The sequence below is a fragment of the Lacrimispora sanguinis genome (assembly GCF_044987295.1).
Classification (GTDB): Bacteria; Bacillota; Clostridia; order Lachnospirales; family Lachnospiraceae; genus Lacrimispora; species Lacrimispora celerecrescens_B.
On sequence record NZ_CP173277.1, the window covers coordinates 342,699 to 366,072 of the forward strand.

At 44.4% G+C, this 23,374-nt stretch carries 19 protein-coding genes, 1 other RNA gene, 1 pseudogene and 1 riboswitch; of the genes and pseudogenes, 19 read left to right on the plus strand and 2 right to left on the minus strand.

The window, feature by feature from the left end:
• Window positions 1–30: 30 nt before the first annotated feature.
• The 11 genes from ACHZES_RS01655 (at window position 31) to rnpB (ending at window position 14,135) form a co-directional block, all read left to right on the plus strand.
• Entirely contained in the window at window positions 31–1,263 is a 1,233-nt protein-coding gene (locus ACHZES_RS01655) for an AI-2E family transporter (RefSeq protein WP_038283099.1), read from the plus strand.
• A 9-nt stretch (window positions 1,264–1,272) separates the two neighbouring features.
• The gene (locus tag ACHZES_RS01660) at window positions 1,273–3,549 is read left to right on the plus strand and encodes a SpoIID/LytB domain-containing protein (protein WP_395548580.1); all 2,277 of its coding nucleotides are present in this window, start codon (window positions 1,273–1,275) and stop codon (window positions 3,547–3,549) included.
• A 48-nt stretch (window positions 3,550–3,597) separates the two neighbouring features.
• Entirely contained in the window at window positions 3,598–5,301 is a 1,704-nt protein-coding gene (locus ACHZES_RS01665; protein WP_154520738.1) for a S8 family peptidase, read from the plus strand.
• 166 nt (window positions 5,302–5,467) lie between these two features.
• Window positions 5,468–6,298: an AraC family transcriptional regulator gene (locus ACHZES_RS01670; protein ID WP_038283093.1), complete on the plus strand. Its 831-nt coding sequence runs from the start codon at window positions 5,468–5,470 to the stop codon at window positions 6,296–6,298.
• Between the two features lie 89 nt (window positions 6,299–6,387).
• Window positions 6,388–7,398: a deoxyguanosinetriphosphate triphosphohydrolase gene (locus tag ACHZES_RS01675; RefSeq protein ID WP_395548579.1), complete on the plus strand. Its 1,011-nt coding sequence runs from the start codon at window positions 6,388–6,390 to the stop codon at window positions 7,396–7,398.
• Window positions 7,399–7,434: 36 nt separating this feature from the next.
• Window positions 7,435–9,201, plus strand: coding sequence for a DNA primase (dnaG, locus tag ACHZES_RS01680; RefSeq protein ID WP_395548578.1), 1,767 nt, complete (start codon window positions 7,435–7,437; stop codon window positions 9,199–9,201).
• 39 nt (window positions 9,202–9,240) lie between these two features.
• A complete protein-coding gene (gene rpoD / locus ACHZES_RS01685) occupies window positions 9,241–10,446 on the plus strand; it encodes an RNA polymerase sigma factor RpoD (RefSeq protein ID WP_242843161.1) in 1,206 nt (401 codons plus the stop codon).
• Between the two features lie 21 nt (window positions 10,447–10,467).
• Window positions 10,468–11,169, plus strand: a complete 702-nt coding sequence (locus tag ACHZES_RS01690) for a tRNA (adenine(22)-N(1))-methyltransferase (RefSeq protein ID WP_395548577.1) — start codon at window positions 10,468–10,470, stop codon at window positions 11,167–11,169.
• Window positions 11,156–11,977 carry a Nif3-like dinuclear metal center hexameric protein gene (locus ACHZES_RS01695; protein WP_395548576.1) on the plus strand — a complete coding sequence of 274 codons (822 nt, stop codon included), beginning with the start codon at window positions 11,156–11,158 and terminating at the stop codon, window positions 11,975–11,977. Before ACHZES_RS01690 ends, ACHZES_RS01695 begins: the two co-directional genes overlap by 14 nt.
• Window positions 11,978–11,988: 11 nt before the next feature.
• Window positions 11,989–13,650 carry a nucleoside kinase gene (locus ACHZES_RS01700; RefSeq protein ID WP_038283087.1) on the plus strand — a complete coding sequence of 554 codons (1,662 nt, stop codon included), beginning with the start codon at window positions 11,989–11,991 and terminating at the stop codon, window positions 13,648–13,650.
• A gap of 138 nt (window positions 13,651–13,788) precedes the next feature.
• Window positions 13,789–14,135: RNase P RNA component class A (gene rnpB / locus ACHZES_RS01705), an RNA gene on the plus strand.
• An 84-nt stretch (window positions 14,136–14,219) separates the two neighbouring features.
• Here rnpB and ACHZES_RS01710 read toward each other — a convergent pair.
• Window positions 14,220–14,645 (minus strand): aspartate carbamoyltransferase regulatory subunit, encoded by a 426-nt coding sequence (locus tag ACHZES_RS01710; RefSeq protein ID WP_395548575.1) that lies wholly within the window; start codon window positions 14,643–14,645, stop codon window positions 14,220–14,222.
• A complete protein-coding gene (pyrB, locus tag ACHZES_RS01715; protein WP_038283082.1) occupies window positions 14,639–15,562 on the minus strand; it encodes an aspartate carbamoyltransferase in 924 nt (307 codons plus the stop codon). Before pyrB ends, ACHZES_RS01710 begins: the two co-directional genes overlap by 7 nt.
• A gap of 359 nt (window positions 15,563–15,921) precedes the next feature.
• Between pyrB and ACHZES_RS01720 the strand changes: the two genes are divergently transcribed.
• From ACHZES_RS01720 to ACHZES_RS01755, 8 genes and pseudogenes are all read left to right on the plus strand, one after another.
• Window positions 15,922–16,686: an ABC transporter ATP-binding protein gene (locus tag ACHZES_RS01720; protein ID WP_395548688.1), complete on the plus strand. Its 765-nt coding sequence runs from the start codon at window positions 15,922–15,924 to the stop codon at window positions 16,684–16,686.
• The gene (locus tag ACHZES_RS01725; protein ID WP_395548574.1) at window positions 16,673–18,505 is read left to right on the plus strand and encodes a COG1361 S-layer family protein; all 1,833 of its coding nucleotides are present in this window, start codon (window positions 16,673–16,675) and stop codon (window positions 18,503–18,505) included. Before ACHZES_RS01720 ends, ACHZES_RS01725 begins: the two co-directional genes overlap by 14 nt.
• Window positions 18,495–19,856 carry an ABC transporter permease gene (locus ACHZES_RS01730; RefSeq protein ID WP_038283071.1) on the plus strand — a complete coding sequence of 454 codons (1,362 nt, stop codon included), beginning with the start codon at window positions 18,495–18,497 and terminating at the stop codon, window positions 19,854–19,856. Before ACHZES_RS01725 ends, ACHZES_RS01730 begins: the two co-directional genes overlap by 11 nt.
• Before the next feature lie 70 nt (window positions 19,857–19,926).
• Window positions 19,927–20,009, plus strand: a riboswitch (ZMP/ZTP riboswitch).
• Window positions 20,010–20,084: 75 nt separating this feature from the next.
• On the plus strand, window positions 20,085–20,798 hold the full coding sequence (locus tag ACHZES_RS01735) for an IMP cyclohydrolase (protein WP_154520731.1): 714 nt from the start codon (window positions 20,085–20,087) through the stop codon (window positions 20,796–20,798).
• A 14-nt stretch (window positions 20,799–20,812) separates the two neighbouring features.
• Entirely contained in the window at window positions 20,813–21,991 is a 1,179-nt protein-coding gene (locus tag ACHZES_RS01740) for a phosphoribosylaminoimidazolecarboxamide formyltransferase (protein ID WP_038283068.1), read from the plus strand.
• Window positions 21,992–22,090: 99 nt separating this feature from the next.
• Window positions 22,091–22,366: pseudogene (locus ACHZES_RS01745) on the plus strand (sigma-70 family RNA polymerase sigma factor); the annotation flags it as partial.
• A gap of 241 nt (window positions 22,367–22,607) precedes the next feature.
• On the plus strand, window positions 22,608–23,069 hold the full coding sequence (locus ACHZES_RS01750; protein ID WP_395548573.1) for a hydrogenase maturation protease: 462 nt from the start codon (window positions 22,608–22,610) through the stop codon (window positions 23,067–23,069).
• Window positions 23,062–23,319 (plus strand): hypothetical protein, encoded by a 258-nt coding sequence (locus ACHZES_RS01755; protein ID WP_154520729.1) that lies wholly within the window; start codon window positions 23,062–23,064, stop codon window positions 23,317–23,319. The genes ACHZES_RS01750 and ACHZES_RS01755 overlap by 8 nt, the downstream gene beginning before the upstream one ends.
• The last annotated feature ends 55 nt before the right edge of the window (window positions 23,320–23,374 follow it).

Genomic DNA, 23,374 nt, shown 5'->3' on the forward strand with positions numbered 1-23,374 from the left:
TCGTCAATCTTAAAAACTTAGGAGAACTTTATGAAAGAGACAAAATTCCGGAATTATATATGCTGGGGAGTTACAGCACTTTCCGTCATTGCTTTGAGCATAACCTTTGCCTTTTTTCTTTCCAGATTCCAGGCTGTGAAGGGTACGGCAAAAATAATTGTGGGAATCCTTATGCCTGTCATTTACGGGGCGGTACTCGCATATCTTTTACTGCCGGTATATAACAAGTCCAGAGACATTTCGGTACGTCTGCTTTCTTCCAGATGGAAAAACAGGAATGGGGTGAAGTCCATATCTGGAGCCGTAGCAACTTTAATCAGCTTAATTTTTCTGTTTGTGATAGTGGTCGGACTTTTCTTGATGATCATCCCACAGATTTATACCAGCGTCATGGGACTTCAGGAATCATTGGGCGAAAATATGAACGATCTGGCCCTATGGCTTCAGAAGATGCTTCAGGATAATCCTTCTGTAGAACGGGCGGTCATTCCTATTTATGACCGGCTGACAGGCCAGCTGCAAAATTGGATGACCTCTGACCTAGTCCCCAACATGTCCATGTTGATCGGCAGCCTTTCCAGCGGACTGTTAAGCGTGGTACTGGTTCTTAAGAATATACTGATCGGCGTTATCGTAATGGTCTATCTCCTGAACATAAAGGGAATACTTTCTGCTCAGGGCAAAAAGATCATATACAGTATATTTCCTGTTAAAACGGCTAACCAGGCAATTGATGAAATCCGTTTTGTTCACCGGGTGTTTGGCGGGTTCATAACGGGTAAGATTTTAGATTCCCTGATTATCGGGATTCTGTGTTTTGTACTTTTAAACGCTATGAAGATGCCTTATACACTGTTAGTAAGTGTGATTGTGGGCGTAACCAATGTGATTCCGTTTTTCGGTCCGTTTATCGGAGCCATTCCCAGTGCATTTTTAATCCTGCTGGTCAGCCCTATAAAATGCCTGTATTTCCTGATATTCATTCTTTTACTCCAGCAGTTTGACGGAAATATTCTGGGTCCGAAAATATTGGGACAATCTACGGGACTTCCCAGTTTTTGGGTTCTGTTTTCCATCCTGCTCTTTGGAGGACTGTTTGGTTTTGTGGGAATGATCATCGCGGTGCCGACTTTTGCTGTGATTTACAGCGTCGTTTCAAGGCTGGTGAACCGTTCCTTGGCGAAAAAGGATCTCTCCCTTAAAACGGCGGATTATTTTGATCTGGAGCGGATTGATGAAGATAAAAAAACTTATATGAAATAAGAGGAGCGCATGAATAAAAAGACATTTATCGGATTTATTGTCGGTATTCCTCTTTTGGTTTTGATTCTCATTATTATTATTCTGGTAAATGAACCGGAACCGGAGGGAATATCCAGGGGGGTAGCATATAAGTCGGCTGCTCTTCTTCTTACCGATAGAGAAAACTGCGAAAAGATGCTGACGGACCATAACCAGGATTACTTTCCGGAAAAGGAACAGAATAAATGGTATGTGAAATACATGAATTACCTATATGCAGGCGGTTATCTTGATCCCCATGAAATTCCGGCAAAAAGTGATACCGCGGAAGGTTTTCTGACCTATAAAGAGGCGGAAAGCTTGGCGGAAGCTCTGGTTCCCGGATCAGGTAAGAAGATTCATGAAAGCAGCAAGAAACAGAATAAAAAGCTTCCTGCTGATGAATGGTGGTATTTGTATGAAGAATTGAGGCAGACGCTGGATAAGGAAGGAACGGTTAAAGTACTTGACGTATTACTTTACGGCACTCCTACCAATGTAAAAACTGCGTCAGCCTGGACTGCCTATACCAGTGGGGGAAATTTTCAGTTTGAAGGCATCAGCCTGGATTCTTACATAGACTGGGAGCTAAAGCTTCTGGTAAAGGGTAACGAGATCATTGCATTAAAAGAAGCGGTGACAGATTCCATAACCTATAAAAATGTCTGGCTGACCACAGGAACGGGAGGAACGTTCGGCGTATACTTAGGGGCAGTGGAACGTACTTTCCCACTTGAGGCCTCTTTGGGGCAGCCGGAGGATTTTGCCAATAATATTGCAGACATCAGTTTGAAAAGGGGGAGCCTTCAAAAGGTAACCTTGAAGAAAAAGAAGATATCAGGGAAGGTTCTTGCGGTAAAAGAGGATTCCGTTGAGGTTGAGGGATATGGAAGCTTAAAACTGGATAAAGATTTTAAAGTATACCGGTTATATGGTAAGTTTGAAGAACGCAGTGTCTCCGATATTCTGGTGGGATATGACATACAGGATTTTGTTGTTGCCCATGGCAGGATATGTGCTGCCTTACTGGTAAGGGAATTTGATGCAAAGAGCATTCGTGTCCTTTTGATGAACACCAATTTCCAGTCAATTTTTCATCCATCTGTAACCCTGTCTGCCGAAAGCGGCCTGTCATTGTCCTATGGTGAGAAGGTGGTAAAGGTTCCTCCAAAGGCGGAAGTGATTATTGATACCTCAGATGAGCGGCTTAAGGATGGACGGATTGTAATCGCGCCTCTGGAAAAAGGAGATTCTATTTTTGTTAATTCTATACAGAGATCCTATGGAACCCCAACCTATGACGGCACGATTGAGGTGCGAAAGGAAGCTGATGGGCTGGTTTTAATCAATGAGCTGTACTTGGAGGATTATCTGACCAGGGTCGTGCCCAGTGAAATGCCTGATAGCTATGAAAAGGAAGCCTTAAAGGCACAGGCTGTTTGTGCTAGAACCTATGCTTTCCGCCAGATCCAGAGCAACACTTACAGCAAATACGGAGCCCATGTGGATGACAGCACCAGATTCCAGGTATATAACAACCTGCAGGCCGCATCAAAAACAGAAGAAGCGGTACGTGAGACTTATGGAAAGCTGTTGTTTTACAATGAAAAACCAATTGAAGCTTTTTATTTCTCAACCTCCTGCGGACATACGACCGATGGTAGCATATGGGGAGGAGATCCGGCCCAGTTTCCTTATCTGGATGGCAGTCTTCTTCAGGATAGCAGGGGCGTATTAAATCTATCAACAAATTCTGATTTTGAGGAATTTATTAAGAAAAAGGATTATGCGGCCTATGATTCAGGATTCCCCATGTACCGGTGGGAAACCACCGTCACGAATCGGCAGCTGGAGGAAGAGATCACCGAAGTTGGGTCGATCTTAAACATTACTGTAACAGAACGTGGCGTAGGCGGAATTGTTAAAAAACTGAGGGTCGAGGGATCTGACGGCGTCATGACCATCAATGGGGAAGGCCAGGTAAGGGCAAAGCTTGGTAATAAATATATGACCATTACAAAGCTTGACGGTACGCTCATGAAGAATTTTGACTCCCTTCCCAGTGCCTATATTGCAATAGAAAATCAGGGTGTTGATGACAATAACATTACTACTTTTCATATCTATGGCGGAGGCTATGGTCATGGTGTTGGCATGAGTCAAAATGGGGCCCAGGCAATGGCAAAGAGCGGAAAGAATTTTGAGGATATCTTAAAATTCTTCTATCATGATACGGAAGTGCGGGAAGCAGAGCAGAGTAAGGAATGAGAATGACATTTCTGGCGTAGGATGATAGAAAAAACACAGGAATGTCGTATGCAAGATCAAAAGCTGGAAGTCCTGTTAAACCTTGCTCTCAGCGCAACTCCAGAAGAGCGTGCAAAATCAGGTAATTTAAACGTAGGATATAATCCCGAGGAAAAATCATGGGATGTGATTGTTAAGCATTCCGGAGATATAAGCGGTCTTTCCCTATTGGGAATCCGGGTGGAAAATATGGTGAACGAATACTCTATACTTACCGTTCCGGAATCCCTTATTGACCAGTTAAGTGCATTGCCCCAAATCGAATATGTAGAGAAACCAAAGAGGCTGTTTTTTGCTATCAACCAGGCAAAGTCGGCCTCTTGTGTCAATCTGGTCCAGCAGGGAAGTAGTCCTCTTACCGGAAGGGGAGTTTTGGTGGCTATCATTGATTCGGGGATTGATTATTATCACGATGATTTCCGGAATAATGATGGAACAACCAGGATCACAGCACTATGGGATCAGACACTGGACCGTGTGTTTACAGCAGATGAAATCAATGCCGCCCTGGCTACCGGAAGCAGGGCAGAGGCCAGAAAGCTGGTCCCATCCGTAGATATCACCGGTCACGGGACAGCCGTGGCATCCATAGCGGCCGGAAATGGAAGGGAAAACAGGGGACAATACCGAGGAATTGCTTTTGAAAGCCCGCTTTTAGTTGTAAAGCTTGGAGTTCCTCAGGAAGGCGGGTTTCCAAGAACCACGGAACTTATGCGTGCGGTCAATTTCGCAGTACAACAAGCGGTCAGCATGCAGATGCCCCTGGCTATTAACTTAAGCTTTGGGAATACTTATGGTTCCCATGACGGCACCAGCCTTTTAGAGACATTTCTTGATGACTTATCTAATTACGGGAAGACGGTGATCGTGGTAGGAACAGGTAACGAAGGGGTGGCAGGCGGCCATATTTCCGGAGCCCTGACAATGTCAAATCCCGAGGAGATAGAGCTGAGTGTGGGAGGTTACCAGCCAAGCTTCAGTGTACAGCTTTGGAAATCCTATGCGGATTTATTTGATATTAGCATTATAACACCTTCCGGAGCGGTGATCGGCCCCATCAGCAGCAGCCTGGGACCTCAAACTATAAATTATGGAAATACGAGGATTTTACTGTACTATGGAAAGCCCGGACCTTACAGTGTGGCACAGGAAATTTATATGGATTTTCTTCCCATTGATACCTATATAGACAGCGGGATATGGAAATTCCGCCTGACACCCAGACAGATCGTTGAAGGTAAATACGATCTTTGGCTCCCATCTGCCGGAGTGCTGAGCGAGTCAACCAGATTTTTAAGGGCAACGCCTGAAACGACTCTGACCATTCCCTCCACGGCCAACAAGGTGATATCCGTGGGAGCTTATGATGATACCTATCAGTCTTATGCTGATTTTTCCGGCAGAGGATTCACAAGGAGAACCAATTTGGTGAAGCCAGATCTGGCTGCTCCCGGAGTGGGGATCATTGCGGCTAGAGCCGGAGGCGGATATGAATCGGTGACAGGTACATCCTTTGCAACTCCTTTTGTCACCGGCAGCGCCGCCCTTTTGATGCAATGGGGAATTGTGGATGGAAGGGATCCGTTTCTGTTCGGGGAAAAAGTAAAAGCTTATTTCATTCGCGGTGCCAGGCCGCTTCCAGGAATTACGAAATATCCCAATCCAGAGCTTGGATACGGCGCTTTATGTGTGAGCGACAGCCTTCCTGTTTAACATGGGAGGAAAAGCCATTGGAAAAATAAGCAAAATGATTTATAATATAGTTTATCTGAACTTGCAGCGCAAGTGAAGATAAAAGGGCTGCCTTTTGCCCGTCCATCCGATTATGAAAACATCTTTTGTTTTCATAATAGAATCAGTACATTTGGGGAGGTGTGAAATGGAAGTCAGGCATGAGCTGGTTATTCCCAATGATGATCTGCCTTTCCGGTTGTTTATTTTTGAGGGAAGAGATGGAAATTACAAGGTCACGAAACACTGGCACCATTCCGTTGAGATTTTTCTGGTTCAGGAGGGCAGGATTGATTTTTATATCAACAATAGCCACCTATCCCTGGAAAAACAGGATTTTGTGCTGGTTAATTCCAATGAAGTCCATTCCATTGAATGTCCAAATCCTAATATCACCATAGTTCTTCAAATACCGGCGGAAACCTTTGAGGAGTACATGGGAGAAGAGAACTATGTGAATTTTGAGAAAAAGGATGAGGTCCAAAATAAGAGGCTGACGCAGCTGGTGATCTCCATGTTTTCTATCTATGAGGAACAGGAATACGGCTACAGCTTAAAGGTAAAAAGTCTGTTCTATGAACTTTTGTATCTATTGGTTACGGAGTTTAAGGCGGAAACCATGGATAAGGAGGTTATCCGCCAGAAAAAGCAGCTCGACAAGCTATCAAAGGTCACTCAGTATATGAGAGAGAATTATGACCAGGATTTAAAGCTCGACGAGGTGGCAGGACGTTTTGGCTTTAGCCCTACTTATTTGTCCAGAATCTTTCAAAAATATGCGCAGGTCAATTATCGTACCTATCTCATTGACCTGCGTGTCAAATATGCCGTCAGGGAACTGGTCGGGACCGGCAGCGAAATCGGAGAGATTGCCATGAAGCATGGTTTTCCGGACAGCAGGGCCTTTTCCAAGGCGTTTAAGAAGAGATATGGCTGTCTTCCCAGTGAATACAGGAAATATCTGGATGCAGGCAGATAACGGATATTGCAATTATTTTAATATAGGGTGTTATAATTACTGAAAATATGATATAATGTACCATAACTTTGGGCGAAGGATGTGATTGTATGAATATCAGGGAATCCACTGAACAATGGGAGGAAGCATATTTAAGTCCTTATGCCGCTTTCAGTAAGAACAGCAAAGGAAGAGAGCGGGAAGAGGAGGCTTGTGATATCCGGACTGCCTATCAACGAGACCGGGACCGGATCATTCACTGCAAGGCATTTCGTAGGCTGAAACATAAAACCCAGGTTTTTCTGGCCCCTGAGGGGGATCATTACAGAACCAGGCTGACTCATACCCTGGAAGTATCCCAGATAGCCAGAACCATAGCAAAATCTCTGCGCATGAACGAAGACTTAACAGAGGCCATCGCTTTGGCTCATGATCTGGGCCATACTCCCTTCGGCCATTCCGGGGAAGCGATTTTAAATAAGATCTGCTCCCAGGGCTTTGCCCACTACAAGCAAAGCGTACGGGTAGTAGAGGTTTTGGAAAAGGACGGCATGGGCTTAAATCTTACCTGGGAGGTCCGGGATGGAATCTTAAATCACCGCACCAGCGGCCACCCTTCCACATTAGAAGGGGCCATCGTCCGACTGTCGGATAAGATTGCCTACATCAACCATGACATTGACGATGCTATCAGGGCAAAAATGTTTGTGGAAGAGGATCTGCCGGAATGCTATACGGAAATTTTGGGTCACAGTGTTCGTGAAAGACTTAACAATCTGATCCATGATATTATCCGCAACAGCTATGGAAAACCGGAGATCATTATGTCTCCTGATATGGAGAAGGCCATGCAGGGGCTGCGCACCTGGATGTTTGATAACGTTTATAAAAGTGATATACCAAAAGCAGAAGAAGGGAAAGCTCAGCATCTCATTGTTATGCTTTTTAACTATTATATGGAACACCCGGACAAGCTTGCGGAGGAATACCGCAACTTGATGGAGGAAGGTGAAGAAAGCCGGGAACAGGCGGTCTGCGATTACATTGCAGGCATGAGTGACAGGTTTGCCATTGATAAATTTGAAGAACTGTTTGTCCCGAAAGCGTGGAAAATGGTTTAAAACAAATGAACTTTGAGAAAGGGGAGAAGAAGCTTCATGCGATATTCGGAAGAAGTAATAGAAGAGGTCCGGATGAAGAATGACATCGTGGATGTGATCTCGGGATACGTCAAGCTGCAGAAGAAGGGAAGCAATTATTTTGGTCTCTGTCCTTTTCACAATGAAAAGTCCCCTTCCTTTTCCGTATCTCCGGCCAAACAGATGTACTACTGCTTTGGCTGCGGAGCAGGCGGAAATGTACTTACGTTTATCATGGAATATGAAAACTATTCCTTTTCTGAGGCCCTAAAGGTTCTGGCAGACCGGTCAGGTGTGAAGCTTCCTGTGGCAGAGTACAGCAAGGAGGCGAGAGAGCAGGAAGATTTACGATCCACTCTTTTGGAAGTCAATAAGCTGGCCGCCAGTTACTTTTATTATCAGCTTAAAAATCCTCAGGGCGAGGCTGGCTACCGCTATTTACGGGACAGGCAGTTGAGCGACGAAACCATAACAAGGTTCGGGCTGGGCTACTCTAATAAGACAAGCGATGACCTTTACCGGTATTTAAAGGGCAAAGGATACGACGACGGCCTGTTAAAACAGTCCGGACTGGTAACCATTGAAGAACGGGGGACTTATGATAAGTTCTGGAACCGGGTCATGTTTCCCATTATGGATGTGAACAACCGGGTCATTGGCTTCGGGGGCCGGGTCATGGGAGCCGGGGAACCAAAATATTTAAACTCGCCGGAGACAAAGCTTTTTGATAAAAGCCGGAATTTATATGGTCTTAACTATGCCAGGCTTTCAAGGGAAAAGTACATATTGATCTGTGAGGGCTACATGGATGTGATCGCGATGCACCAGGCCGGCTTTACCAATGCGGTGGCTTCGCTGGGAACGGCGTTTACCACCCAGCATGCACAGCTTTTAAAACGGTATACGGATAAAGTGGTTCTCACTTATGACAGCGACGGCGCAGGCGTTAAGGCTGCCCTCCGTGCCATTCCCATTCTAAAGGAAGCAGGAATATCCATCCGCGTACTTAACATGCAGCCATATAAAGATCCGGATGAGTTCATAAAGAACCTGGGAGCAGAAGAATTCCGTAAACGGATTGAAGAGGCCCGCAACAGCTTCCTGTTTGAAATTGATGTGCTGAAAAAGAATTATAAAATGGATGATCCGGAGCAGAAGACAGAATTTTACAATCAGGTGGCCAGGAAACTTCTGGAGTTCCCGGAAGCCTTGGAACGGGAGAATTATTTGGAGGCGGTTTCCAGAGAGTATTATATCAATTATGAGGACTTAAAACGTCTGGTCAACCGCTTGGGCGCATCGTTGGGACCATCTGTAGCTCAGAGGGAAGAAGAGGGGAGCTTAAAAAGCCAGAGAAAAAAAGAAAAGGAAGACGGTGTAAAGCAGTCCCAAAGGTTGCTTCTCACCTGGCTCATTGAAAATCCATTATTATTTGATAAGATTGAAGGAGTGATTACTCCTGATGATTTTATAGAAGAACTGTATCACAAGGTGGCACGGATGGTTTTTGACGGACACGCTGCCGGAACATTGAATCCGGCCGAGATCTTAAATCATTTCATACATGATGAAGGTCAATACCGGGCAGTCGCAGGTCTTTTTCATGCGAGCTTAAAAGAGTCCCTAGATAATGAAGAGCAAAAAAAAGCGTTTTCGGAAACGATTATGAAGGTGAAAAAAAACAGTCTGGATAATGCCAGCCGTCATGCAGCAGGGATTTTAGAACTGCAGAATATTATAAAGGAACAGGCTGCGCTAAAGGATTTGCATATTTCGCTGGATTAGGGTGTACACTATAGGCAGGCTGTGGAAGGATGGAAGAACATGGACGAGAATGTGAAGAAGGCAGCAGATAAGATGGTGGGGTCTAAAAAAACGGAAGAGGAACAGGCTGCAGAGCTTAAGGCTCTGGAGTCAGCCGCTGCATTTGAGGAAAAATTAAATCAGCTTCTTCTCCTGGCAAAAAAGAAACGGAATGTACTGGAAAACCAAGAGATTCTGGATTTTTTTGTGGGAGAGAGCTTAGACTCAGATAAGCTGGATCAGATTTTTGATTTTCTGGAAAGCAATAAGGTAGATGTACTTCAAATCGGCGGTGAGGATCTGGATCTTGATGAGGATCTGTTCACAGAAGAAGATATCGAGGATGAAGAAGAAATCGATATGGAAACAATCGATTTATCTGTTCCGGAAGGTATCAGTGTGGAAGATCCGGTCCGCATGTATTTGAAGGAGATCGGCAAGGTTCCTCTTCTTTCCAGTGAAGATGAAATTGAGCTTGCTAAGAAAATCGAGCTGGGTGACGATGATGCAAAGCAGAGACTGACGGAGGCCAATCTGCGTCTGGTGGTCAGCATTGCCAAGCGATATGTGGGGCGGGGAATGCAGTTTTTAGATCTGATCCAGGAAGGAAATTTAGGACTTATTAAGGCTGTGGAAAAGTTTGATTACCGGAAAGGTTATAAGTTCAGCACCTATGCGACCTGGTGGATCAGACAGGCCATCACCCGCGCCATTGCAGATCAGGCTCGTACCATCCGGATCCCGGTTCATATGGTGGAGACCATTAACCGCCTGGTCCGTGTATCCAGACAACTTTTGCAGGAACTGGGCAGAGAGCCAGTGCCTGAGGAAATAGCAGCAAGAGCGGATATGCAGGTGGACCGGGTCAGGGAAATTATGAAGGTATCTCAGGAGCCGGTATCTTTAGAAACTCCTATCGGAGAGGAAGAGGATAGCCATCTGGGAGATTTCATTCAGGATGATCAGGTAGCTGTACCAGCTGACGCTGCTACTTTTACCATGCTCCATGAGCAGCTGATGGAGGTGCTTGACACCTTAACCGAGCGGGAACAAAAGGTTTTAAAGCTGCGCTTCGGACTAGATGACGGGCGGCCAAGGACCCTGGAAGAAGTAGGAAAAGAATTTAATGTTACGAGAGAACGGATTCGTCAGATAGAAGCAAAAGCGTTGCGTAAACTGCGCCATCCCAGCAGAAGCAAGAAGCTTAAAGACTATCTGGATGATTAAAGATACAAGACGGAGTTTAAGATGAAGTTATCAAGGCGTTTGGAAACGATCGCTTCCTTTGTTCCGGAAGGAAGCACAGTTGCAGATATCGGAACGGATCATGGTTATATTCCTATCCATCTGGTACAGGAAGGAAAAGCAAAACATGCCATTGCCATGGATGTGCGGAAGGGCCCCTTGTTACGGGCCCAGGCCCATATCCATGAGGCAGGCTTAGAAGCTCATGTGGAAGTCCGTTTAAGCGACGGACTTTTAAAATTAGAGCAGAACGAAGCGGACTGTGTGGTCATTGCAGGTATGGGCGGTGAGCTGATCATACATATACTTGAGGAAGGCCGCGGTTTATGGGAAGGCATTCCCCACTGGGTTCTATCCCCCCACTCAGAACTGGACAAGGTACGCAGATTCCTGGAAGAACAGGAATTTTTTATTGAGCGGGAGACTATGATAAAAGAAGAAGGAAAGTTCTATACCGTAATGGGGATCAACAGAACGAATAAAGCAGGCGAAAAAGATAATCGCGAGATTTCCTATCGCTATGGCAGGAGCCTGCTGGAATCCAAAGATCCTGTTTTAAAGGAATATTTAAAAAAAGAAGAGGAACAGCTGGAGCAGATCATGAGAGGGCTTTCTGAGAGCCAAACGGAGGCAGCTGTCAGAAGAATAGAAGAGCTTAAGCTGGAACTAGCCTATAACAAGGAGGCTCAGAATGCAGTGCGATGAACTGATAGAAAAACTGGAACAACTGGCACCCACAGGCTGTGCCTGTGATTGGGATAATGTAGGCCTTTTAGCGGGCCGCGGTGACAAAGAAGTAAAAAAGGTTTTTATCGCATTAGATGCGACTGACGAGGTGGTTGAATATGCAGTCCAGTGGGGAGCTGATTTATTGATTACCCATCACCCCCTGATTTTCAAGCCTTTGAATAAAATTAATGATAAGGATTTTATATCCAGACGAATTATAAAACTGATCCGTAATGACATCTCTTATTATGCCATGCATACGAACTTCGATGCGGCGCCTGGATGTATGGCTGATGCGGCCGCAGAAAAGCTTGGGCTTACAGATGTAAACGTGCTGGAAAAAGAAGGCGTAATGATTAAGGAAACCGCAGAAGGTCCAAGGGAAATGATTTATGGAATTGGAAAAACGGGGTATCTTAAGAAAGAGTTGACAGTAAAGGAGATCGCAGCTCTTGTAAAGGAACGGTTTCATCTTCCCTTTGTCACGGTTTACGGAGCGACTGCTCCAGGGGAGGCCGTTCGATTTGTAGGCATAAGCCCCGGATCCGGGGGAAGCATGATGAAACCGGCTCTGGCTGCTGGCGTGAAAGTCCTAATCACCGGCGATATCGGACACCATAATGGAATCGATGCCGCTGCAAACCATATGGCTGTAATCGATGCCGGCCATTACGGCTTGGAATATCTGTTTCTTGACTTTATGGAAGAATATCTAAAGAAAGAAGTAGGGGAGGACTTAGAAATCTGCAAGGCAGAGGTGGAATTTCCTGAAACATTCATATAAGGAGGAAGCGAATGGCAGTTGTTACGATAAATGGTGTAGAAAAGCAATACCCAATTGGCACGTCTTATCAAGAAATTGCAAAAGAGTACCAGCCCCAGTATGAAAATGACATTTTACTGGTCAGCATAAACGGAAAATTAAGTGAACTTCATAAAACAGTCCAGTTCGACTGCAACCTTCATTTCTTTACCGGGAAAGATCAGCCTGGAATCCAGACTTATCACAGAAGCGCTATATTTGTTATGATGAAAGCCTTTTACGATGTGGCCGGTGCAGAGAATATCGAAAAGGTGACTGTGGACTTTTCTCTTGGAAAAGGCTATTACATGGAGGCTCACGGAAAGATCAAACTGACTGAGGAACTGCTTTCCCGGGTAAAAGCCCGTATGCAGGAGTATGTGAGCCAAAAAATTCCGATTATGAAGCGAAGCGTTAACACGGACGATGCCATTGATCTGTTTCATAAACACCGGATGTATGACAAAGAAAGGCTGTTCCGCTATCGCCGGGTTTCCCGTGTCAATATCTACAGCATAGGGGGCTTTGAAGATTACTATTATGGATACATGGTACAGAATACCGAATATATTAAGTACTTTGACTTAATATTACATGATGACGGCTTTATGCTCATGCTGCCTCAAAAGGATAATCCCAAAGAAGTGCCTGTTTTCGAACCGGAAAAGAAGCAGAAGCTGTTCCGTGTGTTGAAGGAGAGCGTGAAATGGGGAGAACGGCTCAATGTGTCCCATGTAGGCGCACTGAATGAAGAAATTGCATCAGGCAATATCAATGAACTGATTTTAATTCAAGAGGCCCTGCAGGAAAAGAAAATTGCCGGGATCGCGGAACGGATAGGCGCCGACAGAAGTAAAAAATTTGTTATGATCGCCGGACCGTCCTCATCCGGGAAAACCACTTTTTCCCACCGCCTTTCCGTTCAGTTAAAGGCTCAGGGAATGATCCCTCATCCCATTGCTGTGGACGATTATTTTGTTAATCGGGTAGACAGTCCGAAAAATCCGGATGGAAGCTACAATTATGAGGTCTTAGAAAGTCTGGATATTGAACAGTTTAATAAAGACATGACAGCTCTTCTAGCCGGAGAAACAGTGGAAATGCCACGGTACCAATTTAAAACAGGGGTCCGGGAGTACAGAGGCGATTATTTAAAGCTGGGAAAAGATGATATCCTGGTCATTGAAGGAATCCATTGCTTAAATGACAGACTGTCCTATACCCTGCCACAGGATAGTAAATTTCGTGTATACGTAAGTGCATTGACCCAGTTAAATGTTGATGAGCACAACCGGATTCCAACAACCGATTGCCGTCTGATCCGGCGAATGGTTCGGGACGCCAGAACAAGAGGCGCCTCCGCACAGGATACCATACGCATGTGGCCGATGGTGAGAGCAGGGGAGGAAGAGTATATTTTCCCCTTCCAGGAGTCTGCGGATATGATGTTCAACTCAGCTACGGTCTATGAACTGGCTGTGCTGAAGCAGTATGCAGAACCCCTGTTATTTGGCATTCCAAGAGAATCCCCGGAATATATGGAAGCAAAGCGATTATTAAAATTCCTGGATTATTTTCTTGGGGTCAACAATGAGGATATTCCCCGCAATTCCATTGTCCGGGAATTTATTGGAGGAAGCTGTTTTAAGGTTTAAACCAGAAAGTAGCTTTACAAATAAGAAAATTTATGATATGTTATTATAGCTTACGAGAAGCTGTCTTGCTTCTCGTAATAGGTGCTGTTTTTAGCACCGTCCATCCGATTATGAAAACGGTTTTTCATAATATAGTTTTGAGTAAGACAAATGGCCGCAGCTGCAAAGCCGAAAGGCTGCAGGTGAGGAAAGTCCGGGCTTCACAGGGCAGGATGCCAGATAACGTCTGGCGGAGGCGACTCCAGGGAAAGTGCAACAGAAATATACCGCCGCGTAATGCGGTAAGGGTGGAAAGGTGGTGTAAGAGACCACCGCTCTTCTGGTAACAGGAGGGGTCCATGTAAACCCCATCCGAAGCAAGACCGAACAGGGAGCATAAGGCGGCCCGTCTGCTCCCGGGTAGGTCGCTTGAGCCTGCTGGTGACGGCAGGCCTAGATAGATGGCCATTCAACGACATAACCCGGCTTATCGTCTTGCTCAAAACTTAGAGAAATGGATACGTATGAGCAGATCATATGGAAAAAATAAAAAACAGCCTTCCTCACATTCGGGGAAGGCTGTTTTTGAATTATTTCGAATATTTTTCTTCGCAATACATGCAGCGGTAGATTTCTTTCTCCTCGTCTGCAAGATAGAATACATGGGGAAGCCCCTGCTCGATGGAGGTAATGCAGCGGGGGTTTTTGCATTGAATCACATTGGTGATTTTTTTAGGAAGGCTTAAGGCCTTCTTTTCCACAATCAAGTTATCTCTAATAATGTTGACCGTAATGTTATGGTCAATATATCCCAGAATGTCAAGATCAATGTGGTCCAAACCGCTTTCAATTTTTATGATGTCCTTTTTTCCCATCTTATTGCTTCTTGCATTCTTAATGATGGCGACCTGGCAATCCAGCTTGTCCAGACCAAGGTTATAATAAATTTCCAGGCTTTTACCGGCTTCAATGTGGTCTAATACGATTCCTTCTTTTAATCCGCTGATATTTAACATGGTTTTTCTACCTCCAGTAATGTCATGATAAGAGCCATACGCACATACACGCCGTACTGTGCCTGCTTAAAGTAGGCAGCTCTGGGATCCTCGTCAACCTCTACTGAGATTTCGTTGACTCTTGGAAGAGGGTGAAGTATATACATATCTTCTTTTGCCAGTTTCATTTTCTTTTTGTCCAGAATGTAGCAGTCTTTTAAACGGATGTAATCTTCCTCATTGAAGAAACGTTCCTTCTGAACGCGGGTCATATAGAGGATATCAAGAGAAGGCATGGCATCGTCAAGGCTGTCCATTTCTACAAATTCGATGTTGTTGGCTTTCAGTACATCTTCTCGGATGTATTCAGGTACTCGTAGCTCTGGGGGGGAAATTAAGATGAATTTGATATTTTCATATCGTACGAGAGCGTTAATAAGAGAGTGAACCGTGCGGCCAAATTTTAAGTCGCCACAGAGGCCAATGGTCAGATCATTTAAACGGCCTTTTAAAGAATGGATGGAAAGCAGATCAGTCAGGGTCTGAGTCGGATGCTGATGGCCTCCGTCACCGGCATTGATCACAGGTACGCTGGAATGGTTGGCAGCTACCAGGGGAGCCCCTTCCTTTGGATGTCTCATGGCACATATGTCTGCGTAGCAGGAGAGGACCCGAATGGTATCAGCAACACTTTCTCCTTTTGCGGCAGAACTGGAGTCGGCAGAAGAAAAGCCTAGTACACTGCCGCCTAAATTTAACATGGCAGCCTCGAAACTCAAACGAGTTCTTGTACTTGGCTCATAGAATAATGTCGCTAATTTTTTTCCATCGCATACATGAGAATATTTTGGAAGATTTTCTTCAATATCTTTGGCCAGATCTAATAGCTGTCCGGTCTCTTCCACACTAAAGTCTAACGGGTTAAGTAAATGTCTCATAAGAATCTCCTTTATCCACTAAATTAAGGTTTAAAATTCTATCCCATCTATTATACAGTATCCGTTAGAATATTTCCACACTTTTTTTTATTTTATGATATAATCTTTTCATGTGCCATTTTTCCAGATTTTATACTTTCTTCCTGTAAGGAATATTTAAGGAAGTGTAAGAAAATAAAGAATGACCGATGGAAATATCTTGTTGTATAATGTGTATGCAAAGTCAAGTGGCCTAAGTAAAGGATTGCTGACTCTTGCAGCATTCGCCAGATGCAAGAATGCCTGCATTCCTGTACCTGGCTCATTGCTTGCAAAAATAAAGAAAGGGGGTGTCTGTTTTGACGGAAAAGAAGTCACCTATGATTCAGGTCAAGAATCTTTATAAAGTGTACAAAGTAGGAAACTCAAAGGTCTATGCGTTAAACGGTGTGGACTTTACTATATATAAGGGAGAGTTCTGCGCGATCGTAGGCCCCTCCGGTTCCGGTAAATCCACTCTCTTAAATATGTTAGCCGGCCTTGAAAAGCCATCAAAGGGAGAGATTGTTATTGGCGGGAGTCATATAGAAAAGCTTTCGGAGAATCAACTGGTATCATTCCGCAGAAAGCATGTGGGTTTTATTTTTCAGTCCTATAATCTGTTGCAGACCATGAATGCGGTGGAGAATGTGGCCTTACCTCTTTCATTTCGGGGAGTGACAAAGAAAGCAAGGAATGAAAAAGCAAAAGAATACATAAAGCTGGTGGGGCTTGAGAAACAGATGAAGCATATGGCCAATGAGATGTCAGGAGGTCAGCAGCAGAGAGTCGGCATTGCAAGAGCTTTGGCAGTGGATCCGAAGATCATCTTTGCGGATGAACCCACAGGAAACTTAGACTCAAAGACTACCAGGGAAATATTAAACTTAATGCAAAAAATCGTGAGGGAGCAGAATCAGACCCTGGTCATGGTAACTCATGATAATTATATTGCAAAGTTTGCAGACAGACAATTCCATATAGTAGATGGAAAGATATTTAAAATCGAGGAACAGCATCATGAAGAACAGCATCATGAAGAACAGCATCACGAGGAACAGCAACATGAGGATACGAAGGAGGACATGGGATATGAAGAAGGTTAGGAAAGGTGTTTTATGGATGCTTGTTATCCTTATGGTCACTTCAGCTGTGCCGGGAATTGCTTTTGCGCAGCCAGGATCAGGAGAACGTTGGATTGATGTAAAAAAGGTTCCTTCCGGAAAAACAGGGCAAAATATGACCATCAATATGGTTTTGACAAATCAGGATGACATTGATTTAACCAATGTGGCAATTCGATTTGAGGAAGGACTGGCGAATCAGGAAAGCGATGCGAAAGAAAATGGAGAAGAGTATTCAGGAAGTATTTTCCCTTTTGAGATCACATCCAGCACCTTTGATAATAAAAAGGTAGGAAATATAAAAAGCGGAAGCTCTAAAAGTGTAACCCTCACCGGAATGGTTCGAAGAGATATCGCAGATGGATATTACTCTGTGCCGATCGAGATCGTTCAAAATGCAACTGTAAAAAATGACGGATCACCGGTTGCTCATGAAAAAGTCAACATCTGGATCACAAAATCCTCCGCAACAACGGAATCCGGGAAAGATGAAGGGACCATCCAGTTTGAGTTGGGAGAAAACCAAAATACACCTTTTGGCATCTATCCGCAAGTCATGAATTTTAATATGAACGTCCGTAATTCCTCCCAAATTACGGCTTTTGATGTGAATGTCCGGATGAAGTTAGACCAGGACAGCACCAAATTCCCCTTTGATATTAACGACGGCAACTACACCAGGCATTATGACCGGATCGGCGGCGGCGAGACGGTGGAGATTCCCTACAGTATGAATATCCGCAAGGATGTTTACAGCGGATATTATCCTATCACATATACGATCGAATACCGTGACAGCACAGATGGAGATATTCAGAAAGTAGAAGAGACCTTCTATGTTAAGGTCCAGAATAAAGACAAGGAAGAAGAGACCGGTGATTTCAATGCCAATGATCGAACAAAGGCCAGAATCATTGTAGATGGCTTCGAGACGAATCCGGAAACCGTTTATGCCGGAGAGGAATTTGAGATGATCCTTCATATGAAGAACGCCTCCGAAAATGTTGCTGCAAGCAATATCCTCTTTAACCTGGAATCAGAAAAGGTTACGGAGAGTGCGGTATTTACCATGGATTCCGGTTCCTCCTCCATTGTTGTGAATTCTCTTCCCGCAGGCCAGACCACAGACATAAAGCTGAAGCTTCGGGCAGGGGCCTGGGTGGATCAAAGAACCTATTCCATCACCATCAATGAAAAGTATGATAGCCCTGAATTTAAAAATGCGGAAGAAAAGGTGACAGTGAACATTCCTGTCAAGCAGGTTTCCCGTTTAAACACGGGTACGATTGAGATAATGCCCGATACGATTTCCGTGGGTTCCGAGACAAATGTGATGTTTCCCATTAATAATACAGGAAAGGTTCTCCTCTATAACGTCATGGTAGCCTTTGTAGGAGATTCCATTCAGCAGACCAACAGTTATGTAGGAAATATAAAGCCAGGAGAATCTGGAAATGTGGATGCCATGATCAGCGGAACAGCGCCTACCATGGATGATGGGAAAATTAAGGTTATGATCACTTATGAGGATGAAAACGGAGTGGTCAGCGAACCCATTGAAAAAGAGTTAAGTTTAACGGTAACAGAGCAGGAGGATTTAGATCCCGGAATGGATGGTTCGGGAGATTTTCCTGTAGTTACAGAGCCGGAAGGCACTTCCAAATATGGAAAGATCATTATTCCGGCGGTGATTGTCGTCCTGGTGATAGGAACCATTGGGACTGTATATGTGCTAAAAAAACGTAAAAAGAAAAAAGAAACACTTGAAGAACTGGAAGAGGAAAATAACAATGAAATTTAGCGATTTGCTTTCTATGAGTGTAAATAACTTAAGACGCAGGAAGCTAAGGACATTTCTAACGGTTCTGGGAGTTTTGATCGGTACAGCTTCCATTGTTGTCATGGTGTCTTTGGGGATCGGCTTTAATGAACTTACCATGGAACAGATCGCTTCCTATGGAAGCCTTACGGAAGTTTCCGTATATTCCAATGCGATGTGGGGCGGAAATGAAAGCAGCAAGGATCCTAATTACATGACGGATGATGTGATCGCGCAATTTGAACGGATTGATCATGTTGATGCTGCTTCTCCGCTTTTGGAAACCAGTGTTTTGATGACTCAGGGTGCTTACCAGGCGTATATCAACCTGGTTGGCGTTTCCCAGAGTTATATGAAAAATATTCCCTTAAAGGAAGGGCGCATCCCGGAACCGGGTAATAGAGACCTTCAGATGATTGTAGGGAATATGGTTGCCAGGAATTTCAGTAACCCCAAAAGCAATCGTTATGGCTTTTATGATGATTCCTCCAGTATTCCTGATATTGATTTTATAAATAGACCCATGTTCGTGATCTTTGATATGGATGCCTATTATCAGTCCCAAAACGGAGGGACCGGGGAAGGCGGTACAACCGTCAAACCTCCCAAAAAGTATCTCATACCAACAGCCGGACTGGTGGAAGGAGGGGCGGAGGACTGGAATAATTACAGTTATAGCGTTTATGTGGATTTAGATGCGCTAAAGGCCCAGCTGAAACAGATTTTTAAAAAGAAGCCCATTCCCAACCAGCCAACCAATAAAAAGGGAAAACCCTACAACTATTTTATTTATCAGCAGGCGATTGTGGAAGTGGATGATATGAACAATGTAACAGCGGTACAAAAAGCCATTACAGATATGGGCTTTCAGGCCAACAGCAATATGGAGTGGCTGGAGCAGTCCCAGAAGCAGGCCAAGATGGTTCAGGCACTTTTGGGAGGAATCGGAGCCGTATCTCTGTTTGTGGCGGCAATTGGTATCGCCAATACCATGATGATGTCCATTTACGAAAGAACAAAGGAGATCGGGATCTTAAAGGTTCTTGGCTGCGATATGAATAATATCAGGAACATGTTCCTTCTGGAGTCAGGTTTTATCGGCTTTTTAGGAGGTATAACGGGGATTTTATTCAGCTACGGGGTCTCATTCCTTATTAACAGATTCCTTTCAGGGCGTTTTATGTCAAATATGCCTGGCGATCTTTCCAGGATTCCTCCATGGCTTTCCTTAACAGCCGTTGGTTTTGCTATTTTTGTAGGAATGGCCGCAGGATTTTTCCCTGCATTAAGAGCCATGAAGCTAAGTCCTCTTGCAGCAATAAGGAATGAATAGTCGAAAGGACTGCCTTGATTCGGTTAAAAAGAGACTTGCATTTTTGGGAAGAATATTATATGATGATGTACAAGGTACGTGCGACTGGCGGATAAGTGGATTTTTACCACGGGGAGCACGATACGTAAAAAGCCGACCGCCTGGGCACCCTATGGGATGTCCAGGCGGTTTTTTATGTGCGCAACTGTCTAAATGATATGTTTTCATTCAGAAAGGAGACCAGATCGAATGAGTTTGATTTCTTTACAAGACGATTTAAAGAGTAATTCCTATCCGGGCAGAGGTATTATTATGGGAAAAACACCGGATGGAACCAAGGCGGTTGCCGCTTATTTTATTATGGGAAGAAGCGATAACAGCCGTAACCGCGTATTCGTAGAGGAAGGGGAAGGAATCCGTACCCAGGCCTTTGATCCTTCAAGGGTCACGGACCCCAGCCTTATTATTTACGCTCCGGTGCGTGTTATGGGGAATAAGACCATCGTGACAAACGGAGATCAGACCGATACCATTTACGAGGGAATGGATATACAGCTGACGTTTGAGCAGTCTTTGCGATGCAGAGAATTTGAACCGGATAGTCCTAATTATACGCCCCGTATTTCCGGGATCATGCATATAGAAGGCGGGCGCTTCAATTACGCCATGTCCATCATTAAGAGCAATCACGGGAATCCGGATTCCTGCAACCGCTATACCTTTGCTTATGACAATCCGGAGGCAGGTGAAGCCCATTTTATTCATACCTATATGCACGATGGAAATCCTTTGCCAAGCTTTGAAGGGGAACCAAAGCTGGCGGCAACCCTTGATGACCTGGATGAATTTACTGCCATGATATGGGAAAGCCTCCATGAGGAAAATAAGATTTCTCTCTTTGTAAGATATATTGACATAGAATCCGGAGCTTATGAAACCCGGATTGTAAATAAAAATCAATGACAGGAGTACAAAAGATGAATGAGCTGGAATTAAAATATGGCTGTAACCCGAATCAGAAACCCTCAAGGATTTTTATGCCAGGTGAGAAGGAGCTTCCAATCCAGGTCTTAAGCGGCAGACCGGGATATATCAATTTCCTGGATGCCTTTCATGGCTGGCAGCTGGTAAAAGAGTTAAAGGAAGCGACCGGCCTTCCTGCAGCGACTTCTTTTAAACATGTATCTCCGGCCGGTGCCGCGGTGGGACTGCCTCTTGACCCGATACTTGCAAAAATCTACAGGGTAGAGGATATGGAAGGGCTTTCTCCCCTGGCCAGTGCCTATGCAAGGGCAAGAGGAGCTGACCGCATGTCTTCCTTCGGGGACTTCATTGCCCTGTCTGACATCTGTGATGTGGATACTGCAAGGATTATCAAGCGGGAAGTATCGGACGGCGTCATCGCCCCAGGGTATGAGGCGGAAGCCCTTGAAATCTTAAGGTCTAAGAAAAATGGGAATTACAACATCATCCAAATTGACCCGGACTACCAGCCAGAGCCACTTGAGAGAAAACAGGTTTTTGGGATCATGTTTGAACAAGGAAGAAATGAAGAGAAGATTCATGAGGGGCTTTTAAAGAATGTGGTAACAAAGAACAAGGAAATCCCTCAATCTGCAAAAATTGACTTAATTATTTCCCTTATTACTTTAAAATACACCCAGTCCAATTCTGTCTGTTTTGCGAAAGGCGGGCAAGCGATTGGGATTGGGGCTGGTCAGCAGTCCCGCATCCACTGCACAAGGCTGGCAGGAAACAAGGCGGATAACTGGTTTCTTCGCCAGGCACCTAAAGTTCTGGAACTTCCGTTCGTGGATGGAATCAGCCGTGCGGATCTGGACAATGCCATTGATGTCTACATTGGAGAAGATTATATGGATGTCATTGCTGACGGCAGATGGGAACATATTTTCAGGGTAAAACCAGCCGTATTTACAGGAGAAGAAAAGAAAGCCTGGCTTAGCCGGCTGACAGAGGTATCCCTGGGATCTGATGCATTCTTCCCATTTGGCGATAACATGGACCGGGCATACAGAAGCGGTGTGAAGTATGTGGCCCAGCCAGGGGGATCGGTCCGTGACGACCAGGTAATTGAAACGTGTGACCAATATGGGATGGCCATGGCCTTTACAGGACTTCGATTGTTCCACCATTAAATGGTGAGGAAAATAAGTACCAGCCAATATTTTTTGTAAAAGCACTTTAAAGAGAAGGCCGGCATAAAATGAGAGTAAGTAAGTTTAAGGTGGCTTTCTTTGAAAACTTTTCCCAAACCTTTAACTGCGCGAGAAGAACGAGAGTGTCTGGAACGATACCAGGAAGGGGATCGGGAGGCAAGAGCCACACTCATCGAGAGAAATATGCGTCTGGTAGCACATGTGGCAAAAAAATATCAGAATACAGATTATGATATGGAAGATCTTCTTTCCGTGGGAACCATAGGACTTATTAAAGCCGTTAATACTTTTCATCCGGACAGAGGCTCCAGACTAGCCACTTATGCGGCCAAATGTGTGGAGAATGGTATCCTATCGTAACGGCTCCAAACCGGGCGAAAGCATGGAACCGGTGTATGCCTGTAACAGCATGGCATACACCGGTTCCTTTCTGTTATATTTTGAATTCTAAGATTACGAAAGTTTATGTAGGTAGTACATAAAAGTTCTGGGAACATCCTTGTTTTTACTCCGCCAATATTCCCCCGGCAAAGAATATTTCATTATGTCCAACATATATATTGATAAATAACTAATTTGAGAAGGGGGCAAGGATATGGTGAAGTTAGTTGCTATCGGTAATCGTTTTATGAAGGATGACGCCATAGCAATTAAAGCTGCCGAAGTCTTGGAAGACCGGCTGATCCGCCAGGATATTCATGTGATCATTGGAGAAACCGATTTTCAAAACTGCTTTTATTTATTAAATAAGGATGACTTTGTTATCATACTTGATGCACGTTACTCTGGAGCAGAACCGGGGAGCGTTCATCTGAACCGCCTTGAAGATGTGTTGTCACAGCCTTCCTTATTCTCCATGCAGCATGATTTAAGCATGGTGGAACTCATGAAGCTATATGGCAGTCAATTTAAGGGGTATTTGATTGGCATTGAAATCTGTGAAATCGGTTTTGGCCAGGAACTCAGCGCTGTTTTAAAGGATAAACTGCCACAGATCTGCAGGGGAATTGAATGCGCAATTAAAAAAATTATATCGGAGGAAATCACTTATGCATGATACGTTCCTAAATCAAAATTTATATGAGGCGATTGTTGAACTATGCGGGGAGAATTCCATCGCAAAGATTTTTGATTTGACAATTACGGTACATACAGACAGCCATATAAGTGAAGACAGCATCCGCGAATATTTTTCAGAAAGAGAAAATATGCTTGTTGGAGACTGGACAAACATGCAGGTTCTTAGACGGGAAATAGAGCCGCTTACTGCGGTGATAGACGAAATCGAAGGTGAGATATTCCAATGAGAAAGGCATGATCTCTGTCCGAAAATTAACAATCATTCTGAATTTTATTATGGGA

Excerpts from the sequence above, each read along its gene's own strand:
- ACHZES_RS01655 (WP_038283099.1), top strand. The coding sequence starts at position 31 with ATGAAAGAGACAAAATTCCGGAATTATATATGCTGGGGAGTTACAGCA.
- ACHZES_RS01660 (WP_395548580.1), top strand. The coding sequence starts at position 1,273 with ATGAATAAAAAGACATTTATCGGATTTATTGTCGGTATTCCTCTTTTG.
- ACHZES_RS01665 (WP_154520738.1), top strand. The coding sequence starts at position 3,598 with ATGCAAGATCAAAAGCTGGAAGTCCTGTTAAACCTTGCTCTCAGCGCA.
- ACHZES_RS01670 (WP_038283093.1), top strand. The coding sequence starts at position 5,468 with ATGGAAGTCAGGCATGAGCTGGTTATTCCCAATGATGATCTGCCTTTC.
- ACHZES_RS01675 (WP_395548579.1), top strand. The coding sequence starts at position 6,388 with ATGAATATCAGGGAATCCACTGAACAATGGGAGGAAGCATATTTAAGT.
- dnaG (WP_395548578.1), top strand. The coding sequence starts at position 7,435 with ATGCGATATTCGGAAGAAGTAATAGAAGAGGTCCGGATGAAGAATGAC.
- rpoD (WP_242843161.1), top strand. The coding sequence starts at position 9,241 with ATGGACGAGAATGTGAAGAAGGCAGCAGATAAGATGGTGGGGTCTAAA.
- ACHZES_RS01690 (WP_395548577.1), top strand. The coding sequence starts at position 10,468 with ATGAAGTTATCAAGGCGTTTGGAAACGATCGCTTCCTTTGTTCCGGAA.
- ACHZES_RS01695 (WP_395548576.1), top strand. The coding sequence starts at position 11,156 with ATGCAGTGCGATGAACTGATAGAAAAACTGGAACAACTGGCACCCACA.
- ACHZES_RS01700 (WP_038283087.1), top strand. The coding sequence starts at position 11,989 with ATGGCAGTTGTTACGATAAATGGTGTAGAAAAGCAATACCCAATTGGC.
- ACHZES_RS01710 (WP_395548575.1), bottom strand. The coding sequence starts at position 14,645 with ATGTTAAATATCAGCGGATTAAAAGAAGGAATCGTATTAGACCACATT.
- pyrB (WP_038283082.1), bottom strand. The coding sequence starts at position 15,562 with ATGAGACATTTACTTAACCCGTTAGACTTTAGTGTGGAAGAGACCGGA.
- ACHZES_RS01720 (WP_395548688.1), top strand. The coding sequence starts at position 15,922 with ATGATTCAGGTCAAGAATCTTTATAAAGTGTACAAAGTAGGAAACTCA.
- ACHZES_RS01725 (WP_395548574.1), top strand. The coding sequence starts at position 16,673 with ATGAAGAAGGTTAGGAAAGGTGTTTTATGGATGCTTGTTATCCTTATG.
- ACHZES_RS01730 (WP_038283071.1), top strand. The coding sequence starts at position 18,495 with ATGAAATTTAGCGATTTGCTTTCTATGAGTGTAAATAACTTAAGACGC.
- ACHZES_RS01735 (WP_154520731.1), top strand. The coding sequence starts at position 20,085 with ATGAGTTTGATTTCTTTACAAGACGATTTAAAGAGTAATTCCTATCCG.
- ACHZES_RS01740 (WP_038283068.1), top strand. The coding sequence starts at position 20,813 with ATGAATGAGCTGGAATTAAAATATGGCTGTAACCCGAATCAGAAACCC.
- ACHZES_RS01750 (WP_395548573.1), top strand. The coding sequence starts at position 22,608 with ATGGTGAAGTTAGTTGCTATCGGTAATCGTTTTATGAAGGATGACGCC.
- ACHZES_RS01755 (WP_154520729.1), top strand. The coding sequence starts at position 23,062 with ATGCATGATACGTTCCTAAATCAAAATTTATATGAGGCGATTGTTGAA.